14 protein-coding genes and 1 tRNA gene are annotated in these 20,987 nt (G+C 69.4%); 9 read left to right on the top strand and 6 right to left on the bottom strand.

The annotated features are described in order from the left end of the window. Nucleotides 1–235 precede the first annotated feature (235 nt). The 3 genes from JF597_RS10745 to JF597_RS10755 are packed head-to-tail and all read right to left on the bottom strand — an operon-like array spanning nt 236 to nt 3,854. Nucleotides 236–2,554, bottom strand: coding sequence for an FtsX-like permease family protein (locus tag JF597_RS10745; protein ID WP_293992266.1), 2,319 nt, complete (start codon nt 2,552–2,554; stop codon nt 236–238). Nucleotides 2,555–2,592: 38 nt separating this feature from the next. Then, nucleotides 2,593–3,342 carry an ABC transporter ATP-binding protein gene (locus tag JF597_RS10750; protein ID WP_293992268.1) on the bottom strand — a complete coding sequence of 250 codons (750 nt, stop codon included), beginning with the start codon at nt 3,340–3,342 and terminating at the stop codon, nt 2,593–2,595. Next, nucleotides 3,339–3,854 carry a PadR family transcriptional regulator gene (locus tag JF597_RS10755; RefSeq protein WP_293992270.1) on the bottom strand — a complete coding sequence of 172 codons (516 nt, stop codon included), beginning with the start codon at nt 3,852–3,854 and terminating at the stop codon, nt 3,339–3,341. Before JF597_RS10755 ends, JF597_RS10750 begins: the two co-directional genes overlap by 4 nt. A gap of 127 nt (nt 3,855–3,981) precedes the next feature. Here JF597_RS10755 and JF597_RS10760 point away from each other — a divergent pair, with 127 nt between their 5' ends. The 6 genes from JF597_RS10760 (at nt 3,982) to JF597_RS10785 (ending at nt 12,145) form a co-directional block, all read left to right on the top strand. Further along, the gene (locus tag JF597_RS10760) at nt 3,982–5,247 is read left to right on the top strand and encodes an ABC transporter substrate-binding protein (protein WP_293992272.1); all 1,266 of its coding nucleotides are present in this window, start codon (nt 3,982–3,984) and stop codon (nt 5,245–5,247) included. Between the two features lie 175 nt (nt 5,248–5,422). After that, nucleotides 5,423–7,039, top strand: coding sequence for a glycoside hydrolase family 13 protein (locus JF597_RS10765; protein ID WP_293992274.1), 1,617 nt, complete (start codon nt 5,423–5,425; stop codon nt 7,037–7,039). A gap of 39 nt (nt 7,040–7,078) precedes the next feature. Next, the gene (locus JF597_RS10770) at nt 7,079–8,407 is read left to right on the top strand and encodes an ABC transporter substrate-binding protein (RefSeq protein WP_293992277.1); all 1,329 of its coding nucleotides are present in this window, start codon (nt 7,079–7,081) and stop codon (nt 8,405–8,407) included. A gap of 6 nt (nt 8,408–8,413) precedes the next feature. Continuing rightward, nucleotides 8,414–9,778: an ABC transporter permease subunit gene (locus tag JF597_RS10775; RefSeq protein ID WP_293992279.1), complete on the top strand. Its 1,365-nt coding sequence runs from the start codon at nt 8,414–8,416 to the stop codon at nt 9,776–9,778. Beyond that, nucleotides 9,775–10,614 (top strand): carbohydrate ABC transporter permease, encoded by an 840-nt coding sequence (locus tag JF597_RS10780; RefSeq protein WP_293992282.1) that lies wholly within the window; start codon nt 9,775–9,777, stop codon nt 10,612–10,614. The genes JF597_RS10775 and JF597_RS10780 overlap by 4 nt, the downstream gene beginning before the upstream one ends. Nucleotides 10,615–10,930: 316 nt before the next feature. Further along, nucleotides 10,931–12,145 carry a hypothetical protein gene (locus JF597_RS10785; protein ID WP_293992284.1) on the top strand — a complete coding sequence of 405 codons (1,215 nt, stop codon included), beginning with the start codon at nt 10,931–10,933 and terminating at the stop codon, nt 12,143–12,145. A 22-nt stretch (nt 12,146–12,167) separates the two neighbouring features. Here the strand turns inward: JF597_RS10785 and JF597_RS10790 are convergent, their stop codons facing one another. Continuing rightward, nucleotides 12,168–12,710: an RNA polymerase sigma factor gene (locus JF597_RS10790; RefSeq protein WP_293992286.1), complete on the bottom strand. Its 543-nt coding sequence runs from the start codon at nt 12,708–12,710 to the stop codon at nt 12,168–12,170. Nucleotides 12,711–13,155: 445 nt separating this feature from the next. Here JF597_RS10790 and JF597_RS10795 point away from each other — a divergent pair, with 445 nt between their 5' ends. Then, on the top strand, nt 13,156–14,619 hold the full coding sequence (locus JF597_RS10795; RefSeq protein ID WP_293992289.1) for a protein kinase: 1,464 nt from the start codon (nt 13,156–13,158) through the stop codon (nt 14,617–14,619). A 12-nt stretch (nt 14,620–14,631) separates the two neighbouring features. Here the strand turns inward: JF597_RS10795 and JF597_RS10800 are convergent, their stop codons facing one another. Both JF597_RS10800 and JF597_RS10805 read right to left on the bottom strand, forming a co-directional pair. Continuing rightward, the gene (locus tag JF597_RS10800; protein ID WP_293992292.1) at nt 14,632–15,474 is read right to left on the bottom strand and encodes a type VII secretion system-associated protein; all 843 of its coding nucleotides are present in this window, start codon (nt 15,472–15,474) and stop codon (nt 14,632–14,634) included. A gap of 1,155 nt (nt 15,475–16,629) precedes the next feature. After that, nucleotides 16,630–16,702, bottom strand: a tRNA-Arg gene (locus JF597_RS10805). A 321-nt stretch (nt 16,703–17,023) separates the two neighbouring features. Here JF597_RS10805 and JF597_RS10810 point away from each other — a divergent pair. Beyond that, entirely contained in the window at nt 17,024–18,631 is a 1,608-nt protein-coding gene (locus tag JF597_RS10810; protein ID WP_293992294.1) for a dynamin family protein, read from the top strand. Nucleotides 18,632–18,679: 48 nt separating this feature from the next. Next, the gene (locus JF597_RS10815; RefSeq protein ID WP_293992297.1) at nt 18,680–20,830 is read left to right on the top strand and encodes a GTPase; all 2,151 of its coding nucleotides are present in this window, start codon (nt 18,680–18,682) and stop codon (nt 20,828–20,830) included. Nucleotides 20,831–20,987 lie beyond the last annotated feature (157 nt).

Below are 20,987 nucleotides of genomic sequence, written 5' to 3' on the forward strand. Positions count from 1 at the left end.
TCGGCGGTCCGGTACATCCGAACCGCACGCTCACGCAACTCCAGCGGGTACTTCCTCGGGGCAGGCATCGTCTGGGCTCCTCTCGTGAGACCCATCTGACCCCCTGTCACCCATCCCCGCATCTCGGGGGAACCTCACTGGGCGAGTCCGGGTAAATCCTGCGCCGGACGGAGAGCGGGAGTCGCCCGACCGCCGAGGGGACTGCGGACCGGGCAGCGGCCGGCGCCCGCCGCTCTCAGGCCACCGCCGACAGTGTGTCGGCCAGTCGGCGCCGGGCCGCACGTGACGCCGGCAGCGCCGCGAGGCCTACCGCGCCCAGCATGGTGGCCGCCCCGAAGAGTGCCAGGAGCACCACCGGTGGGTCCTGCGCGATGCCCGCCCCGATACCGCTGGACCGGCCCTGCGCGTCGATCAGCCAGTGCGCGAGAGGAGCGCCGAGCGTCGTGGCGGCGACGAAGGCGGCCAGGGCGGTGCAGCCCATGGCCGTCATGGTTACCGCGGTGATCTGGCGCGGAGACAGGCCGATGGCCTTCCACGCCAAGAGATCGCGTTCGCTCTCACGAACGATGCCGCCGATCGCCGTGAGCACTTCGACGAGTCCGATGAGGGCCAGTACGAGGATGAGGCCCGCCACGACGCCGCGCAGCGGGGAGAGTTCGTCGGCGGGGTTGGTCGCCGCTTGCACGTCCAGTCGGTCGTGTCCGGCGATGACCAGCCTACGGGCGACCGTGCCCGGGTCGGCGCCGGGGCGCAGGCGGACCTCGTACAGGGTCGGCGTGAGACGCGGGTCGTTCTCACGGAGTGTGTCGAGCGAGGTGGAGATGACGCGGCCGGCATTCTCCGGTTCGATGCTGCGCCCCACGATGTGCAGGAGCTGCGGCTGGTCGCCGACGGTCATGCGGACCCAGTCGCCGACGCGCACGTGCAGCAGGTCCAGGAGGCCCTGGCCGGCGACGGCTTCGTCGCTCTGGCGCACTGTACGGCCCTCGGCGAGAGTGTAGGGGTAGGGGGAGTGGCGGGTGCCCAGGCCCCGGAGGGCGATCGTGGCCGTCTGCCCCGGGACGAGTGCGGCCATTTCGACGCCCGGGTAGGCGGCGGCCACCTGCGGATCGTGCTCCAGTAAGGCGCGGACATCCTGGTAGCCGAGTTCGCTGCGGGTATGGACGGTCAGAGCGGTCGGTACACCGATCCGCTCGGGGTGGTTGTGGAAGCTGTCGAGGGTCGTCCAGGCGCTCATGGCCACGACGATCAGTACCAACGGCAGTGTGAGACGGACGACGGTGGCCAGGGAACGCGCCGGGCGGGTGAGGGTGGCGTGCAGACCCAGCACCAAGGGGGCCGGCACTCTGATCTCGAGGGCTCGCCGCATCGGTGCCGGGAGACGTCTTCCCGGTTGGACGCGGGCCGCTCGCGGTTCGTGCACGGCGTGTGTGAAGGCCGGCCGTGCGCCGGGTGCGGGGGGGACGCGACCCGCACGCCAGGCCGCGAGCCCTGTGGTCGCGGCGATGAACAGCACCGCGCCTGCCGGGATGACGAATTGCGTCACCGTGTGGCCGGGCAGCACCCGCCACAGGCGGACGGCGTCTCCCAGCCGGCCCGGGACCTGGTCGCCCAGCGCATCTGTCACCGAGACCGCCGCCGCGGCGCCGAAAAGGGCGTACGCGATGTGCTGCGAGAGGAAGACGCGTACGACCTGGCTGGGAGTGAAACCGACGGCCTTCAGGACGGATATGTCACGCAGGTGACCGCGGATCCGGGTGGTGATCGCCCCGTGCACGGCGAACCCGGCGGCGATGAGCGCGCCGAAGCCGAACAGGCCCAGCACCTGGCCCAAAAGCCGGTTGTCGTCCTGGGCCTCGGCGCGCGCCTGCTGCCAGGTGGAGACTTCACCGATGGCGCCGGCGCCCAGAGCGGTGACGGCTCGCTGGACGGCGTAGTCCGTATCGGCGGGGTCGAGCAGGCGCAGACCGATGACCTGGCCGGTGGGATGGTGTACGGCGGAGGGGAGGGCCCAGACGAGACCTGGCTGCTCCCCCGGGCGGTAGCCGGCTTCGGCGGTGTCGGCCACGCCCACGACCGTGACCTTTCCGGTGCCGTCCGGCAGAGAGAGGGTGTCGCCGGGACCGGCGAGCAGAGCGCGGGCGAGGCTGCTCTCCAGGACCACACCGTCGGGCGCCGTGGGGTCCAGCCAGTGACCGGCGGTGAGGAGGGGGCGGCCCACGGAGGGCAGCGAGGGGGTGGCTCGCAGTTCCACGCCGGCGTGGGTTCCGCGTGAGGTGAGAGTGGTGGCAGACGTTGCGTAGGGGCCGGCGACGGCTTCGATCCCGGTTACGGCTGTGAGCTTCCCGAGGTCGGTGGAAGTGCCGGTGTGGATCCAGACGTGCGCGCCGTGGGTCTGGGAAAAGGTGCGCTGCCAGGGGTTGGTGGCGTAGCCGAACAGCCCGGCGGCCAGCAGCAGCGACATGACGATACCGGCGGTGGCGAGCACGAGGAAGAGTGCCTCTCCGCGGTGCGTGCGCAGGTCGGATTGTGCCCAGCGCAAGGTGGCACGCATGAGATCCAGCCCCTTCGGGGTCGTCGTACGTCCGCGGGTCAGTCCTTGAGCCTCAGCACTTCGGATGCCCCCGGCCGGCGCGATGGAGTGGTGTCGAGTTCCGCGTCGTCGGCGATCCGGCCGTCGAAAAAGCTGATCACCCTGTCCGCGGCACTCGCCAGCCGAGCGTCATGGGTGACCAGCACGATCGTTTGTCCCCGCTGATGGAACCGGGCCAGCAGGCGCATGACCTCACGGGTGCCTTTGCTGTCCAGGCTGCCGGCCGGTTCGTCGGCCAGCAGCAGGCGCGGATGGTTGACCAGTGCCCGGGCGAGGGCCACCCGCTGCTGCTCGCCGCCGGACAGCTCGCCCGGCATGCCGCGTTCCTTGCCTGTCATGCCGAGCTCGGCCAGGAGGACCTCGCGCTCGGCACGGGCCCGCTTGGGCGGGACACCGGCGAGGAGGGCCGGCAGTTCCACGTTGTCGGCGACCGACAGGTTGGAGACGAGGTTGAAGAACTGGAAGACGATGCCGATCCGTCTGCGGCGCTCCACCGCCCAGCGGGCCTCCCGCCATGTGTCCGTGCATTCCCCGTCCAGCCAGATGCTGCCGCTGTTCGGCTGCTGCAGTCCGCTGAGCAGATGCAGCAGAGTGGATTTACCCGCCCCGGAGGGGCCGGTTATGGCCACGAACTCGCCCCGTCGGACGCACAGATCGACCCCGCGGACGGCGTGCGCCGGCCCGCTCTCACCGTGGTATGTCCTGATCAGGCCCTCGGCGCGCAACACCGGAGCGGGGCCATCGCTCACTCCAGTTCCTCCAGTTCTTCCTGGCACCGTTCCAGCCAGTCGAGGTCGGCCTGGAGGTGCAGCATCGCACCCTCGATCAGGAGGTGTGCGATTCGGTTGTCCCGGTCTTCCGCGGCAGCCAGCTTCGACAGGTTACGCATGGAGTTGAGGTACTGGCGTCGCTGCCTGTTGATCAGGGCGATCTGATCGGTGATGCCGGTCTGCGGGGCGAGGGCCAGCTTCATGAAGAAGTCGTCCCGCACCCGCGGTTCGTCCTCAGGTCTGTCGAACCATGCGCGGAGCTCTGCCTGGCCGGACGCGGTCAGGTGGTAGACCTTCTTGTTGGGCCGGCTGGACTGTTCGATGTCCTCGCCCTCGATGAGTCCCTGCTTCTCGAGGCGGCCGAGGGTCACGTAGATTTGGCCGACGTTCGGCTGAGGGTACGCGGAGCCCAGCAGTTGCTCAAGGCCTTGTTTGAGCTCATAGCCGTGTGCGGGTCCCTGGGCCAGGAGCGCCAGGAGGGGCAGGCGCACTACCGTGGTCCTCCTGTCCTCACCATGTGCTTCGTGGCTCTAGTATCGCCCATACCTAACGGGTATACATGGCCTCGAGTGGCCGTGGCGACGATGCCGGTGGTCATCGGTCTGCAGGGAGGAACCTATGCGGTGGATCAAAGCCGCGGGTAGGTTCCTTTTCGTTCTCGGACTCGTACTGACCGGGTGCGTCTCGTCGACCGGCCCGGTCGACGAGGACGGCGGCGGCCGGGGGCCGCTCACGCTGGCCACCGCCGGAGATCTCACCGGATATCTGGGCACCGTGCTGGCTGGGTGGAACCGCACACATCCGGGAGAGCGGGTGACTCTTGTGCAGCTGCCCGACTCCGCCGACGAGACGCACGCGCAGATGGTCACGGACCTGCGCGGAGGAGACCGCAGCCGGTTCGATGTCCTCAACATCGACGTCACCTGGACCGCGGAGTTCGCGGCCGCGGGATGGATACGACCGCTCGATTGCAGCCGCTTCCCGCTCCGGTCCTTCCTGCGGCCGGTCGTCGACACCGCGACCTATGACGGACGGTTGTACGCCGTCCCGTACGTGACCAACGCCGGACTGCTGCTGTATCGCAAGGACATCCTCGACAAGGAGGGCGTCTCGCCGCCGCGGACCTGGGCGGAGCTGGAACGAGATGCGAAGACCATCGCGCCGAAGTACGGATTGGAGGGCTACGCGGGTCAGTTCCTTCCCTATGAGGGCCTGACGGTGAACGCCGCCGAGGCGGTCTACTCGGCGGGCGGCACCATCCTCGGGGACGAGGGTGACCGGGTCACGGTGAACTCTGCCGCGGCCCGCGAGGGGATCGGCTTCCTCGCGCGGGGTGTCCGGGAGGGCTGGATCCCGAAGTCGGCCTTGTCGTACAAGGAGGAGGAGTCCAAGCAGGCGTTCCAGGACGGCCGGCTGCTCTTCCTGCGCAACTGGTCGTACGCGTACGCCGTGGCGTCGGCTCCGGGCTCCCCGGTCGCCGGGAAGATCGGTGCCGTGCGGCTGCCGGGGCCCGACGGGCCGGGCACCAGCGTGCTCGGGGGTTCCGACCTGGCTGTCAACACACATGCTCGGCACCCTGATTCGGCTGCTCGACTCATCGCGTACCTGACCAGTGAGGCGGTTCAGCGGCAGGTGCTCACCCTGGGCGCGCTGCCGCCCGTGCGGGCGGATCTGTACGAGGATCCGGACTTGGTGAGGAAGTTCCCCTACCTGCCCACGCTGCGCGCCAGCGTCCTCACTGCCGTGCCGCGACCGAAAAGCCCGCGCTACGACCAGGTCAGTCTGGTGGTACAGGCACTGGTACATGACGCGATGACCGGGAACGTGACGCCCGAGGCGGCGGTCGGGCGGCTGGCGCGGGAGCTTGCCGCAATCTCTCATTGATAGTTACCCGTTAGGTAAAACCAGGTCCTGCGCCCTGCCCTTTTTGGGGAACTTATCATCATATAAGGTGCACCTCTCCAGATGCTCTTGCTATTTTCGTTGACACCTCTACGACACTTCTACCTAACATGCATGTATAACTCCCGAGCACTCAAAGACGGGCGGTGGGTTGAACATGCACCGTTGGTGGCGCGACGCGGTCATCTACCAGGTCTACGTCCGCAGCTTCCTCGACAGCACCGGCGACGGCATCGGCGATCTGGCCGGAGTCAGGGCCGGACTGCCGTACCTGAAGAAGCTGGGCGTCGACGGGATCTGGCTGAGCCCCTTCTATCCCTCGCCGCAGCACGACCACGGCTACGACGTGGCCGACTACTGCGACGTCGACCCGACCTTCGGCGACCTCGCCGAGTTCGACCGGCTGACGGCGGCCGCCCGCCGGCTCGGCATCCGTGTCCTTCTCGACATCGTGCCCAACCACTGCTCCACCGAGCATCTGTGGTTCAAGGAGGCGCTCGCGGCGGAGCCCGGCAGCCCTGCCCGCGCCCGCTTCCACTTCGCCGACGGCCGCGGGACGGACGGTTCCGAGCCGCCCAACAACTGGCACGCCATGTTCGGCGGCCCGGCCTGGACCAGGATCACCGAGCCAGACGGACACCCCGGCCAGTGGTACCTGCACATGTTCACGCCCGAGCAGCCCGACTGGAACTGGCGCACCCCCGAGACCGGTGCCGAATTCGAGCGTGTACTCCGCTTCTGGCTGGACCGGGGAGTCGACGGCTTCCGTATCGACGTCGCCGCGGGCCTTTTCAAACACCCCGAGCTGCCAGACTCCCCGGACCCCGAGTCCGACGCCCGCACCCGAGACTCGGTCAATCCCCTCGCTTGGAACCAGCCCGAGGTCCACGACGTCTGGCGGCACTGGCGGTCAATCTGTGAGGAGTACGCGGCACACGACGGCCGCGAACGCCTCCTCGTCGGCGAGGTCTCCGTCCCCACCGCTCGCGAACACGCTCGGTACGTCCGCCCCAACGAACTCCACCAGGCCTTCTTCTTCGATCTCCTGAGTGCGCCGTGGGACGCGGACGCCTTCCGCAAAGTCATCGCCGAGGCCATGCAGGACATCGCAGGCACCGGCTCCACGGTCACTTGGGTCCTCAACAACCACGACCAGGTCCGCACCGTCACCCGCTATGGCGAACCCACCCCCGAGGGCAGTGGGCTCGGGCCGGCCCGAGCCCGCGCCGCCGCACTGTTGATGCTCGCGCTGCCCGGAGCCGCCTACATCTACCAGGGTGAGGAACTCGGCCTGCCCGAGGTCGTCGACCTGCCCGACGACGTCCTCACCGACCCGATCTTCCGGCGCACCGGTAGCCGTGCCCGCATCCGCGACGGCTGCAGGGTGCCGTTGCCCTGGTCCGGACAGGCCTCCCCGTTCGGCTTCACCTCCGGCGCCGAGAGCGCCAAGCCTTGGCTGCCGCAGCCGGAGTACTTCGCCGAGTACGCCACCGACCGCGCCCTCGCCGACACCCGCTCCTTCTGGCACCTGTACCGCGACGGGCTTCAACTGCGTGCATCTCTTGCTCAGTTGGGCGAGGGAACCCTGCACTGGCTGGACACCCCGCCCGGCGTGCTCGCCTTCGCCCGAGGCGATGGCCTCGTCTGCGCCGTCAATTTCGGTACGGCGCCCACCACCGCTCCGGTCTCCGGCACCCCTCTGCTCTCCAGCGGACCCTGCCCGGCCGGGGTGCTCCCCGGCTCGACGGCCGCGTGGTGGATCAACGAGCTCTGACATTTTCCGCAGCCGACAGCATCCGAAGGGACATCAACGATGATGCGACGACGTACCACCCTGATCATGAGCTGTACCGCCCTCACCCTCGCGCTTGGCACCACCGCCTGCGGCGGCAGTGGCCCCGACACCACCGGCGGCGGAGCCAAGACGCTCAGCGGCCAGACGGTCACCGTGGCCGGTGTCTGGTCCGGCACGGAGCAGAAGAACTTCCAAAAGGTGCTGGACGCGTTCAGCGCGAAGACCGGAGCGAAGACGCAGTTCGTCTCCACCGGCGACAACGTCTCCACGGTCATCGGCAGCAAGATCGAGGGCGGCAACGCACCCGATGTCGTCATGGTCCCGCAGGTGGGGGTGCTCCAGCAGTTCGCCAAGCAGGGCTGGCTCACCCCGCTGTCGGCCACCACCGAGAAGTCCGTCGATGCCGGCTACGCACCCGTCTGGAAGAAGTACGGCAGCGTCGGCGGAACCCTCTACGGCCTCTACTTCAAGGCCGCCCACAAGTCGACGGTCTGGTACAGCCCCGAGGCCTTCAGCCAGGCAGGCGTCAAGCCGCCCACCTCCTACGACGACATGCTCAAGGTCGGGCACACGATCTCCGACTCCGGCCTCGCGGCCTTCTCGGTCGGCGGCCAGGACGGCTGGACTCTGACCGACTGGTTCGAGAACATCTACCTCTCCCAGGCCGGTCCCGAGAAGTACGACGCTCTCGCGGCCCACAAGCTGAAGTGGACCGACCCATCGGTCGTCCAGGCTCTCACCACCCTCGGCAAGCTCTTCAAGGACAAGGAGCTGATCGCCGGTGGCCAGAAGGAGGCCCTCAATACCGATTTCCCGAGCTCGGTGGAGAAGGTGTTCGGGCCCAAGCCCGACGCGGCGATGGTCTACGAAGGCGACTTCGTCGCCGGCGTCGCCCACGACCAGTTCGGCAGGACCATCGGCAAGGACGCGAACTTCTTCCCTTTCCCGGCCGTCGATGGCGGCAAGGCCCCCGTGGTCAGCGGCGGCGACGCAGCAGTGGTCCTCAAGGCCGGAAAGAACGCCAAGGCCGGTATGAAGCTCCTCGAATACCTCGCCACCCCCGAGGCATCGGCCGTGTGGGCCAAGGCGGGCGGCTACCTCTCCCCGAATAAGAACCTCCCCCTCGACTCCTACAGCGACGACGTCACCCGTGCCACCGCGGAGTCACTCGTCGAGGCGGGCGACTCCGTCCGTTTCGACATGTCCGACCAGGCCCCCGCGGCCTTCGGCGGCACCAAGGGCGCCGGCGAGTGGAAGCTGCTCCAGGACTTCCTGCGCAACCCGTCCGACCCCAAGGGCACTGCGGCTGAGCTGGAAACCGCCGCGGCCAAGGCCTACAAGGACTGACCGATCGTGACATCCACCCTGGTCAAGGAGACGGCGGGCCCACCGTCCGCCGGAACCGTTCAACGTGCTCGCCGCTCACGGCGGCGGGCGTGGCTCGCCGCTGTGCTGTTCGTCTTCCCGGCGCTGCTCCTGCTCGGTGCGCTCGTCGTCTACCCCGTGCTGTTCTCCGTCGGCCGCAGCTTCTTCGACGCCTCCGGCACCCGCTTCGTGGGAACCGGCAACTACACAGAGATGTTCCGCGACCCGGCGACCCTCAAGGCCGTCCGTAACACGGCCATCTGGGTCGTCGTCGCGCCGACCCTGCTGACCGGCCTCGGTCTGGTCCTGGCCGTGCTGGTGGAGAAGGTCCGCTGGGCGACGGCATTCAAGCTGCTGCTGTTCATGCCGATGGCCGTGTCCTTCCTGGCCGCCGGCATCATCTTCCGCCTCGCCTACGACCAGGACCCCTCCAAGGGCGTACTCAACGCCGCCGCCGTCAGCGTGCACGACGCCTTCAAGGGCACCTCCGCGTACCCGACGGCCAGAGCCCGCGACGGGCACGGGATCATGTCGAGCCCGGACGGCTCGTACCGGACGAGCGAGCGCATACCGCCCGGCACCTCCGTGGACTTCGGGATGGTGGGCATCGCTCCCGGCGATGTGCCCGGCGACGCGCGGCTCGCATACCCGGCCGCCGGCCGAAAGCCCGCACTCGACGAGGTGAACGGGGTTGTCTACCTGGACTTCACCTCCGGCGGGGGAGGAGTCCAGGGCAAGGTCGACCGGAAGGAGATCGGACTGCCGAAGATGCGCGTCGAAGTGGTCGGCGCCGACGGCAGGACGGTCACGAGCACCATCACGGCCGCCGACGGTTCCTTCCGCTTCTCCGGCCTGAAGTCGGGCGCGTACACGCTCAAGCTGCCCGCCTCGAACTTCGCCCAGCCCTACCAGGGCGTGTCATGGCTCGGACCGACACTCGTGACGCCCGCCATCATTGGCGCGTACCTGTGGATCTGGACCGGGTTCGCCATGGTCCTGATCGGGGCCGGGCTCGCGGCCCTGCCGCGGGACGCGCTGGAGGCCGCGCGGATGGACGGCGCCAACGAATGGCAGATTTTCCGGCGGATCACGGTGCCCCTGCTGGCCCCCGTGCTGACCGTGGTCTTCGTGACTCTGGTCATCAACGTGATGAAGGTCTTCGACCTCGTCTATGTCATCGCCCCGGGGCCGGTGCAGGAGGACGCGACCGTTCTCGCCACCCAGATGTGGCTGGTGTCGTTCGGCGGCGGCAACAACCAGGGGCTGGGCAGCGCGCTGGGCGTGCTCCTGCTGCTGCTGGTCATCCCGGCCATGGTCTTCAACGTCCGTCGCTTCCGAAGGAGTCAGCGATGAACGCGATACGGCGCGGGCTGGGCAACGGCCTGGTACAGGCCTTCCTCGTGGTGACCGGGCTGGTGTGGCTCACCCCGCTGGCAGGGCTCCTGCTGTCCTCCCTGCGGTCGGCCCAGGACACCGCGAAGGGCGGCTGGTGGACGGTGTTCTCCAGCCCAGGCCAGCTCTCCTTCGACAACTACACGGCGTTGCTGAAGAACTCCGGTATCACGCACTCCCTTTGGAACACGGTGCTCATTTCGGTGCCGGCGACGTTCCTGGTCGTGATCATCGCGGCACTCGCCGGATACGCTTTCGCCTGGCTCGACTTCCCGGGCCGGGACGCCATCTTCCTGCTGGTCGTGGCCCTCCTGGTGGTGCCGGTGCAGATAGGTCTGCTGCCGGTCGCCAAACTCTTCGGAGAACTAGGGCTGTTCGGCACCATTCCCGGGGTCGTCCTGTTCCACGTGGCCTACGGCCTGCCCTTCGCGGTGTTCCTGCTGCGGAACTACTTCGCGGAGATGCCCAAGGAGATGCTGGAAGCGGCTCGCATGGATGGCGGCGGCGAGTGGCGGATCTTCGTCCAGCTGGTTTTGCCGGTGGGCAGGCCGGCCATCGCCAGCCTCGCCATCTTCCAGTTCCTGTGGGTGTGGAACGACATGCTGGTGGCCCTGCTGTTCGCCGACAGTTCCTCGCAGCCACTGACCGTCGAACTCCAGTCGCAGATCAGGCAGTTCGGTAGCAACATCGATGTGCTGGCGCCGGGCGCATTCCTGTCGCTGGTGGTGCCCGTGGTGGTGTTCTTCGCCTTCCAGCGGCACTTCGTCCAGGGTGTGATGGCGGGGTCGGTTAAGTAGACCCGCCCAAGGAGCGCGGACGCGACGGCCGGTGTGGCTGTCGCGTCCGCGCTCACTTTCCCCTGACCCCGAGCGCACATGGTGTGAGCCGACGGCGCCTACCCGGAAGACGAGAGTCACCGGACCGCCACGGGGGGTAAGGAAGTGCAGTGCGGGTGCCTTTCCTTACCCCGTGCGCACTGAAGGCAGCGCACGTCTTCCCGACTGCGTACGGTGGCTTGTGCCGACTGTGTGCGACAGGTGCGGGCGCCCCGCGTCGTACCGCACGGACATCTGACGAGAACAGGATTCGAATATGCCAGCAGCGCAGTCAGACGTGAGTTCCCGGTCCGACGCGCCGGACGCACCGGTCGAGCCGGGCGCCCCGGTCGAGCCGGCCGCCGTGTGGCACCAGCCGCTTCCTTGGTCACGCTCCCGGGCGGGCGGGGCCACCACGGCCGTCCGGGAACCTGCGACCGGGCGGCCCCCGGCGCACCAGGAGGACCAGAGCGAGGAGCTCGAACAGGGCGCGCGGGAGCCGGACGACACGCACCGTCGTACCGAGGCGGGAGGTTTGAGCCTGTGGTTCGGACGCCGTCGGCGCGAAGGACACGACTCCGACGCCCAGACTGAGGAGGAGACCGCATCCTCGGCCGCGGAGGGAGCCCTGACCGTGCCGGCCGAAGACTACGGCGCCCCGGTCGAGGAGGAGGCCGACGACTTGGACGGGGACCCGGATGACGGTATGTCGCCCCGCGGTGCGCGGCCGCGTGTCAGCGTGAAGGTCGCCGGGACCGCGGCCCTGCTGGGCGCCGCACTGCTCACGACCCCGTTCCTCCTGGCGCAGAGCGGCGACGCGGACCACGCCACACGGAACGCAGCAGGTGCCCGCCCGGACGCCTCGGTCGGACCGGACGGACTCGCGGCGCCCGGTGTGCCTACGACGCCGACTGCTCTCGGGCCTTCGCACGTGCCGTCCCACAAGGCCACCACCGGCCATCCGTCGAGGAAGTCTACAGAGGCCGGGGCGAAGAAGTCCGCCGAGCGCTCCACCAGGGAAACGGACAAGTCCGGCCACGAGGCAAAGGCAGCGCCCGCCAAGGCGGCCAAGTCCTCGAAGTCGACGAGCAAGTCGGCCACGAAGTCGTCCACGAAGTCGTCCACCAAGTCGTCCACCAAGTCGTCGAGCAAGTCGACGGCGACCGCCACAGCCGTGCCGACGTCGCTGAACATTCCGGCGGGCAAGTCCCTCGCCCAGGGGCAGTCCTGGCATACCGACCGCATCACCGTGACCATGCAGACGGACGGCAACTTCGTCGTCTACAACGCGGCGCACAAGGGCCTGTGGTCGACGCGGACAAACGGCTACGGCTACCGGGCGAAGATGAACAGTAACGGCAATTTCGTCATCTACAACAAGGCGGGGGACGACATCTGGGACACCGGCACGAGCGGCCATTCCGGCGCGTACTTCCGCCTCGGTCACGACGGCAACGTGATGGTCGTCTACCGGGGGCACGCAATCTGGAACGCCGGCACGAGGGTGGTATGAGCGACCGTGCCATGCGTCCTGTTCAAGCGAGCCACTGACGCACATGGCGGCGCGCGGCGCTGATACGGGATTTGACCGTGCCCAGAGGCAGTTCGGTGCGCTCGGCGATCTCCGCGTAGCTCATGCGGCAGATGTCCCGGTAGATCAGCGGTAGAGCCAGAGAAGGATAGTCACGCTCGAGACGATCCAGCGCCTCCAGCAGATCGACACGGTGACCGGCGATCACGCTGGTGGTGCGCGGTTCCGGCGGGTACAAGGCCTCGATGGACAACGGCAGTTCAGCCCACCGGCGTTTCAGCTCGCGGTACTTCTGACGAGCGCAGTTGGCGACCACGGTGTGCAGCCAAGTAGTGAAGAGGCTGCGCTGCTCGAACGAGGTGATGTTCTGGGCCACCTGCAGAAGTACATCTTGCGCCGCTTCCTCGGCATCGTGGCGATTGGGCAGGAACCGCCCGCAGCGACGAAGCACTTCGGGCCGGATCGCCTGCAGGAGAGTGTTCAGCGACGCGGGATCTCCACCTGCGGCCAGGGCAGCGAGGTCTTCGGCGTCGGGGGGGAGCGGCACGGAAGAACTCCCTTGCGTTCAGGGTGTCGGACGACTCAGGGCGGCAAAGTGCGTGTCCCCTGCACGCAGGCCCATGGCCGGTAATTGCACAGTACCGGCAAGTTCGTTGTGCCGGTGCCCAAAGAATGGAGATCGTGTTGGTCCTGTGCACGTTGCGCCCGGCTGTGTCACCAGCCGACACTGTTGCATAGGCATCTGCGGTCGCAGGGGGCCCGGCATGCCGTACGGGCACCCGGCAAGGTGCCCTCACCGTCTCGGCGGTGTGAGGCGAGGAAGGCACGGATGCCGCTCATGGGCGGCACAACGGGCAGAAGTCCGATCCGCCGCCTTCCTGGTCCGATCGAATGTCGAACGGCAACTGCGCTGGAGTTCCGTCTTCATGTCAACTCTCGTCACTGTCGGACGTCACCGCCTGCAACGCCTCTTGGGGTGCGGAGGTTTCGGCATGGTCTGGCTCGCCCACGACGATCTGCTCGAAGCTCCGGTGGCGGTGAAGGTCATGGCGGAGAAATGGGTCCACCGGTCCGACCTCCGGGAGCGATTCCTGGACGAGGCCCGGCTGCTGCGCCAGGCCGCGTCCGATCGCGTGGTGCAGGTCTACGACATCGGTGAACTGTCCGACGGGCGGCCGTATTTCGTCATGACCTACGCCGACGGTGGCACACTGGCCGACCGGCTGGCTTCGGGGCCTCTGACGGTCGACCAGGCGCTGCGGTTCGCGGTGCAGGCCGCACGGGGTGTGGCCGACCTGCACGCGGCCGGCATCGTGCACCGTGACATCAAGCCGTCCAATATCCTTCTTCAGACGGGATCGGGCGGCCGTGAGCGTCTGCTGGTGGCCGATCTCGGCCTGGCCAAGAGTCTGGCGCACGCCTCGGGACTGACGCAGGGAGTGGGGTCACCCGGCTACATGGCCCCCGAGCAGGTCCCGGAGGACGTATTGGTCGATGTCGACGAGCGGGCCGATGTCTACGGTCTGGGCGCACTCACCTACGAGTTGCTGACCGGGAGTCTGCCGGCTGCGGCGGAATCACTCGACTGGCCCGGACCACCGCACCCTCAGGTGCCGACGTCGGTCCGGCGCGTGACGCGACGCGCGCTCGATCCGGAGCGGGAGCGGCGCTGGGCCGATGCCGGCGAGTTCGCGAATGCCCTCGAGGCCGCCGCGACTGCGACGCTCCGCAGCCGCCTGTTTCGAACCGTCGCGACCGGCAAGGGCACCGGCAGGCGGAGAGTGTGGGCGATTCTCGCCGGGACCGCCGTCATCGCGACCGTGGGGTTGACCACGCGGTCGGTCTTCGAAGCGGACTCCGCAGTGGACACCAGGTCCCGCGCGGGAGCCGGCAGTACCGTGACCGCCGAGCCGTACGGGACCTCCTCGGCCACGACATCACCGTCTCCGCATCGAGCCCCCGCAGTGCCGGCTTCGTCGGCTTCGTCGGCTTCACCTGCACCGTCCGCTGCGCTGTCATCGAGCCCCTCGGCAGGGATCGGCGCCGAAGCGACGAAGAAGGCCGTCCCTTCCGGACAGGCGGCGGATCCGCACCCGAGCGAAGTGGTGTCGGCCTCGCCTGAATGGACGACGTTGACCGTGCGACATGACCAGCAACTGATGCCGGGCGAGTCCTGGCAGACCAACCGGACGACTATGACGATGCAGACCGACGGAAACCTCGTCATCTACGACGAGGACCACCATCGGCGCTGGTCCTCGGGCACTTCCGGCACCGGCTACCGCGCCATCATGCAGGCCGACGGCAACCTCGTCGTCTACAACAGAGATACCTTTGGTGTCTGGAGCTCCGTCACTTCCGGCCACGACGGTGCCTATCTCTACCTCGGTACCGATGGCGACGTCAGCGTGGTCTACAAGGGCGCCACCCTTTGGTCGGCTGGCACCCAGCACTGACCGGTCGGCGGCTCATGCCCCCGTGTCGACGGTGACGCCGGCCGTCCCGGCTCCGTCCGTGAGCGTGCGGGGTGACTCGTCCATCCCGGGTATCGACACGATCTCCGCGGGCTCTGTGCCCGCCTCGGCCGGGGCCGGGGCCTCCTCGGCCTCTGCGTCTGCTTCGGCCGGGGCCTCCTCGGCGTCTGCCTCGGCCGGCGTTTCGTCTTCTTCGGTCTGCGGGACGTCCGCGGGTTCGGTCTTGGCGGCATCCGAAACGGGTGCGTGTGTTGCGATCGCCTCCAGCAGCGGCTCGGTTTCCACGAGCATGCTGACGGCGCTGGCCGGATTGATGTAGAGCTGGTGTGCCTCGGGAAGCAGGGAAAGGAGCTCGACCACCGGCCGGACCTCGGCCAGCAGCCGTCCTGCGTGTCGGAGCTGGTCGGTTGAGGTGTAGACGGGGAGGACAGGGGTGCCGTCGGGGGAGACGCCGAACAGGGGCGTGCCGTCGGCGGTGACCCAGAAGGCCACCTCGGCGGCTACGAGGCTCCGGTAGACGTCGCCGGTCGGGCCGTATCCGGTACTCGCGAGCTGGACCGCGGCGTCGACAGGGTCAGTGGGCTCGGGCCAGCCGAGGGTCTGGGGTGATGGGCTGTAGTCCGGGTTGTCCTGCCACTCCTGGATGGTGCCGTCCGAGCCGGAACGCCATCTGCCGACCACGGCCCAGGGGGGCGGCGAGCCCTCGCCCTGCCAGGAGGGGTCCACCTTGCCGATCCAGTGGCCGGGAGAGTTCTCAGCGGCGATGCGGACCTCCTCCGGAGGCTCGGGAGCCTCGGGCTGATCCGGCCGGGCGGGCAGTTCCAGGGGGTTGTTCATCGCATTCTCGCTGTCAGTGGTGTCGGTGTTGTCGGTAGTGGGTGCTCGGTGCTCCGCATGGACGGTCGGGCCCCGGTGTATTCGGTCATCAGATGGGGTATGCCGCGGAGAAGTCCGGCAGTCACTGCGGTCATTGTGAGGGCGTACGGTGATCTCCACCGCCGATCACTGAGCGATAGGCCTTCATCTGACGGTTATTTCATGCATCTGGAAACGGCCACTCAAGTCACCGGCAGTGCCAGCGCCAGCGATACACGGATCTGTTCGCCAAGAATTGCGTGTACGGTTGCTGCACGCCGGTCGGATGCCGTGCACCCTACCGAAGACCCTGATGGCCGCCATTGCTGTAACGCTTCACTGATTTCTCCTTTCTGCCGGCCTCTTTCGAAGACTTTCTCGACTTCCTCGGTTCCAGGAACCGCTGCGCATCAGTCTGCTGCCCTTGCGGGCCTTGCAGCGCTCGGAGTCCCCCGAAGTGCACTCGTGAGCATCGGCAAGTGTGCGTACAGACATGAAGTGCCGAACAGGGTGTGGCTCTGTCGCGAAGTGGTGTAAGACCGGCACACGGCCGGACGGGCGGCGGCACTGTCAAAAGTCCCGTCACTACGGTGTGTTCACGCCGGTAAAGCATTTGGGTGCCGTCGTCATGCGGCATCGCAGCCCGCGAGTGCCCCTGGCGAGCTTGTTCTTCTCGTGCAGCCTGGCGTTCAGTTGGCGCCCACCGCTTCCGAATTCCTGAGGGCCGGCTCCAGAAAGGCTTCCCAGCTCGCCGCAGGGCGGCGGGCGGAACGCGCCGCGAGTGATTCAGCGTACCCATCGCACGGGCGGACACCGGCGCTTCTCCGGCGAGATCTGCGAAGTACCTCGCGGGTCGCTCCGCGGATGGTTCGACCTCTGCCGCCGAGTGTGACGAGCTCAATACCGCCGAACGTCGAGCGTGGCGCCTCCGAGTCGCGCCTGGGATCCGACGCCATCCGCTGCCAGATCGTCACGTGGATGACGCGCTCGCCGGGTGTTCGGCCCGGAGCGCCGCAAGCTGTTTGCGGCGGAGCCCGTCGCCTGCGCGGCCGAAGGAATTCGAGCCACCAGGCGCGTGACTGTCGGTGCGCAGGCCGCCTGGCCTGCTGCTCAGTGTGTGCGGACAGCTGCTGTGGGCGCCCCCGGCAGGACTCGAACCTGCGGCCAAGCGCTTAGAAGGCGCCTGCTCTATCCACTGAGCTACGGGGGCCGGGTGTGCTGGCCTCGTACGCACTGCCCTGGTGGGGGCGGGTCCGTGACGTTGCCGGGGACAAGGATAGAACTCCCCGATCCGTGTCCCTGTTGCTTCGCCTCCGTGGCTCAATGTGGAGGTTCGGTGAAGCGGTCCTGATAATCGCAGGCAGGTACGAATCGTGCACCGCTTTTGGCGCCCGACGCACCGGGTGTTGTGCACTCGTTATGCCTGGACTGTGCCTCCGTCCCAGTCGCCCCTTCCGCCCGTTGTGTCCTGTCGGCACGCAGACATGTCTATATGCTTCAGAATTCCCCTAAAATTGGGCATTCTTCGCATGTGGTGACCTTGGACGTACGGCCTCAGCTGCTCGACACACTTTCCGCCCTGCGCGACCGTGTCGCTGCCGCACGCTTCCCGCTGCCCCTGGCGGGGGCTCCACGCGCGCGTGCCAACCGCGACGAACTGCTCGCACAGCTGGACGACTATCTGGTGCCCCGCCTCAGAGAGCCCGATGCGCCGCTTCTGGCCGTGGTGGGCGGATCCACGGGCGCCGGAAAGTCGACCCTCGTCAACTCACTGGTGGGCCGCCGGGTCAGCGAGGCGGGCGTGCTGCGGCCGACCACCCGCACGCCGGTCCTGGTCTGTCATCCGGAGGACCATCACTGGTTCAGCGGCATGCGCGTGCTGCCCGACCTCACCCGAGAGTGGGTACCGCACCAGGAGCCCAGCGACGACCCCTTCCTCCCCGGCGACAACCCCGCGCGCGTGCTGCGCGTCGAGACCGCCGACAGCATCCCGCGCGGCCTCGCGCTGCTCGACGCCCCCGACATCGACTCCCTGGTCGTCGACAACCGCGTCCTCGCCGCAGAGCTCATCTGCGCCGCCGACGTCTGGGTGATGGTGACCACGGCCGCCCGCTACGCCGACGCCGTCCCCTGGCACCTGCTGCGCACCGCCAAGGAGTACGACGCCACCCTGGTGACCGTCCTCGACCGGGTCCCGCACACGGTCGTCTCCGAGGTCTCCCGGCAGTACGGCGCCCTCCTCACCAAGGCCGGACTCGGTGACGTACCCCGGTTCACCGTGCCCGAGCTGCCCGAGTCGGCCTGGGGCGGCGGCCTGCTCCCGGCCACCGCGGTCGCCCCGCTGCGCGCCTGGCTCCTCCACCAGGCCCAGGACCCCGGCGCCCGCAGCCACACCCTGGCCCGCACCGCCCACGGCCTCCTCGACTCCCTCAAGGCCCGCATGCCGGAACTGGCCGCCGCCGCTGCGGCCCAGTACGCCGCCGCGCTGCGCCTGACCTCCGCCGTCGACACCGCGTACGACAGCGAGCACACGCGTCTGCGGGGACGCCTGCAGAGCGGAGCCGTCCTCGCCGGCGACGCCCTCAAGCGCTGGCGCGCCTACCCCCTCGACTGCTCCGCCGGTGAACTCCTGGACGCCCTGGTGGAGAGCCTCGCCGCCCTGCTGCTCTGCTCCGTCACCGCCGCCGACGAACGCGTCGACGACGCCTGGCGCCGCGAGCCGGCCTCCGCCGCCCCCGGACTCACCGACCGCGACCCGTCCCTGGAGAGCGCCGAGCACCGCATCGGCCTCGCCGTCCGGCGCTGGCGGCGCGAGCTGGAGGAGTACGCCGAGGACGAGGTGCGCGAGCTCGACCGCAGCGTCGCCCCGGACCCCGAGGTCGTCGCCGCCCTGGTGGCCACCGCGCTGCTCGGCGGCCGGCGCACCAAGATCGCGGGGGAGCGGCTCGCCGAGCGCATCGGCGCCCATGGCGCGCTGCGGCTGCGCGACCGTGCGGGACGGCTGCTCACCGAGCACGTCGACCGCGTCCTGTACGCCGAACGCGAGCGCCGCCTCGCCCCGCTCGACGCCCTCGACGTGCACCCCGAACCCCAGGCCGAACTCATCGCCGCCCTGTCCGTCCTCCAGAAGGAGAGGTGACCGGTGACCGCCGTCACTGACCACGACCACACGGATCGTATGGAACGCATGGATCACACCAGTGACACCACCGGTGGCTACGCCAGCGACTTCGAGCCCGGACCCACCGCGGCGGACTCCACACCGGGCGCCGCACGGAAGCCGGCACGAGACCGCGCACCGGACGGCACCCGGCACCGGGACGAGGCCGGGAAGGAGCCCACAGACCCCACAGACCCCAGGGACCTCAAGGACTCCGATGAGCCCGAGGAGCCCAAGAAGCTGAAGCAGTCCAAGCAGTCCCAGGAGTCCCAGGAGCACGCGGACACCGCCGGTTCCGCCGGTACCGCCGGCACATCCGGCGCCAGGCCGCCCGCCCAGGCGGCCGGCGAAACCGAGAGCGTCCCGCACGCACGCGTACGGGAACAGCGGGAGCCGGCCGACGACCGCCCGCCCACCACCGCCACGACCACCAGCACCGACGACCGCCCGCCCGCCGCCGACGATCCGGCCGCCGCCGACGACGACGTCTGGGACGACGGTCTCATCGCCCGCCGGGTCACCGAGACCGCCAAGGCCGCCGTCCCCGTCGTCGAGACCCGCGGCCCCGGCGCCCCGGCCCCCGCCCCGCTCGCGTACGACGGCCCGCTGCGCTCCCGCCTCGACGCCCTGCGCGAGCTGGTCGGCCTCTCCCGCACCCGCCTCGACAGCAACACCCTCGCCGAGGCCGGCCGGGTCCTGGACGAGGCGGCCACCCGGCGCCGGCTCTCCGGCCAGCACACCGTCGTCGCCCTCGCCGGCGCCACCGGCAGCGGCAAGTCCCAGCTGTTCAACGCGCTGGCCGGAGTCGCCATCTCGGAGACCGGGGTACGCCGGCCCACCACCGCCGCGCCCATCGCGTGCACCTGGAGCGACGGCAGTGCCGCCCTCATCGACCGGCTCGGCATCCCGGGCCGGCTGCGCCGCCGCCCCGTGCACAACCCGGAGGCGGACGCCCAGCTGCGCGGGCTGGTCCTGATCGACCTGCCCGACCACGACTCGGCCGCCGTCCAGCACCGCGAACAGGTCGACCGGATCCTGAGACTCGTCGACGCGGTGATCTGGGTGGTCGATCCCGAGAAGTACGCCGACGCCGTCCTCCACGAGCGTTATCTGCGGCCCATGGCCGGCCACGCCGAGGTCATGTTCATCGTCCTCAACCAGACCGACCGGCTGCCCGGCGAGGCCACCGACCTGGTCCTGGACGATCTGCGCCGGCTGCTCGACGACGACGGCATCGCCCTCGGCGAGTACGGCGACCCGGGCGCGAGAGTGCTCGCGCTGTCCGCGCTCACCGGCGACGGCATCGGCGAACTGCGCGAGATGCTCGGCCAGTTCGTGTCCGAGCGGGGCGCGGCGGCCCGCCGGGTCGCCGCCGACGTGGACGCCGCCGCCGCCCGGCTGCGGCCCGTCTACGCCACCGGCAGGCTCGCCGGGCTCAGCGAGGAGGCGCGCGACGAGTTCGCCGGGCGGCTCGCGGACGCGGTCGGTGCCACCGCCGCCGGCGAGGCCGCCGAACGGGCCTGGCGGCGCAACGCCAACCGGGCCTGCGGCACGCCCTGGCTCCGGCTGTGGCGCTGGTACCAGAAGCGCGGCGAGCCGCCCACCGGACGTCTGCAGAAGGCCCAGCCGGAGGTGGAGGCCACCGCGCGGCAGCGCGTCGAGCAGGCGGTGCGGACGGTCTCCGAGCGGGCCTCGGCCGGGCTGCCCGCGCCCTGGGCGCAGGCGGTGCGCGAGGCGGCCGTACGCGGCTCGCAGGGCCTTCCGGAGGCGCTCGACGACCTCGCCGCCCGGGCCGGGCTGCCGCCGGGGCGGCCTCCGCGGCCGGGCTGGTGGCCGGTGGCGGTGCTCGCCCAGGCCGCCATGACGCTCCTGCAGGTGCTCGGCGGGCTGTGGCTGATGGGGCAGATCACCGGGTTGACGGCGCCCAACCTGGGCGTTCCGGTGCTGCTGATGCTCTCCGGGATCATCGGCGGCCCGCTGGTCGAGTGGGGCTGCCGGATGGCGGCCCGCGGTCCGGCCCGCCGGTACGGCCTGGAGGCGGAACGCCGGCTCCGCGAGGCGGCGGCCGGCTGCGGGCGGGCCCGGGTGCTGGATCCGGTGGCGGCGGAGCTGCTGCGGTACCAGGAGGTGCGGGAGCAGTACGCGCGGGTGAGGCGGACGGGCGCCGGGGTGGGGTGAGCCTCCGTCTGGGGTAACGGGGTCACCCGTGCGGGTGGTGGAGTTTTCCACCGGCCGGCGGTGGTCCACAGCGCTCGGCGGGCCCGGGCCGACGGCGGCAGTCTGGTCCCACGGCGATCGCGACCCGCAGGGACGCACTCGGGTGCAGACCGATGCA

Source organism: Streptomyces sp., assembly GCF_019510245.1.
Taxonomy (GTDB): Bacteria; Actinomycetota; Actinomycetes; order Streptomycetales; family Streptomycetaceae; genus Streptomyces.

Bases quoted from the DNA above. Each gene is read 5' to 3' on its own strand.
- JF597_RS10760 (WP_293992272.1), top strand. From the start codon at position 3,982: ATGCGGTGGATCAAAGCCGCGGGTAGGTTCCTTTTCGTTCTCGGACTC.
- JF597_RS10795 (WP_293992289.1), top strand. From the start codon at position 13,156: ATGGTCTGGCTCGCCCACGACGATCTGCTCGAAGCTCCGGTGGCGGTG.
- JF597_RS10770 (WP_293992277.1), top strand. From the start codon at position 7,079: ATGATGCGACGACGTACCACCCTGATCATGAGCTGTACCGCCCTCACC.
- JF597_RS10815 (WP_293992297.1), top strand. From the start codon at position 18,680: ATGGATCACACCAGTGACACCACCGGTGGCTACGCCAGCGACTTCGAG.
- JF597_RS10800 (WP_293992292.1), bottom strand. From the start codon at position 15,474: ATGAACAACCCCCTGGAACTGCCCGCCCGGCCGGATCAGCCCGAGGCT.
- JF597_RS10745 (WP_293992266.1), bottom strand. From the start codon at position 2,554: ATGCGTGCCACCTTGCGCTGGGCACAATCCGACCTGCGCACGCACCGC.
- JF597_RS10780 (WP_293992282.1), top strand. From the start codon at position 9,775: ATGAACGCGATACGGCGCGGGCTGGGCAACGGCCTGGTACAGGCCTTC.
- JF597_RS10765 (WP_293992274.1), top strand. From the start codon at position 5,423: ATGCACCGTTGGTGGCGCGACGCGGTCATCTACCAGGTCTACGTCCGC.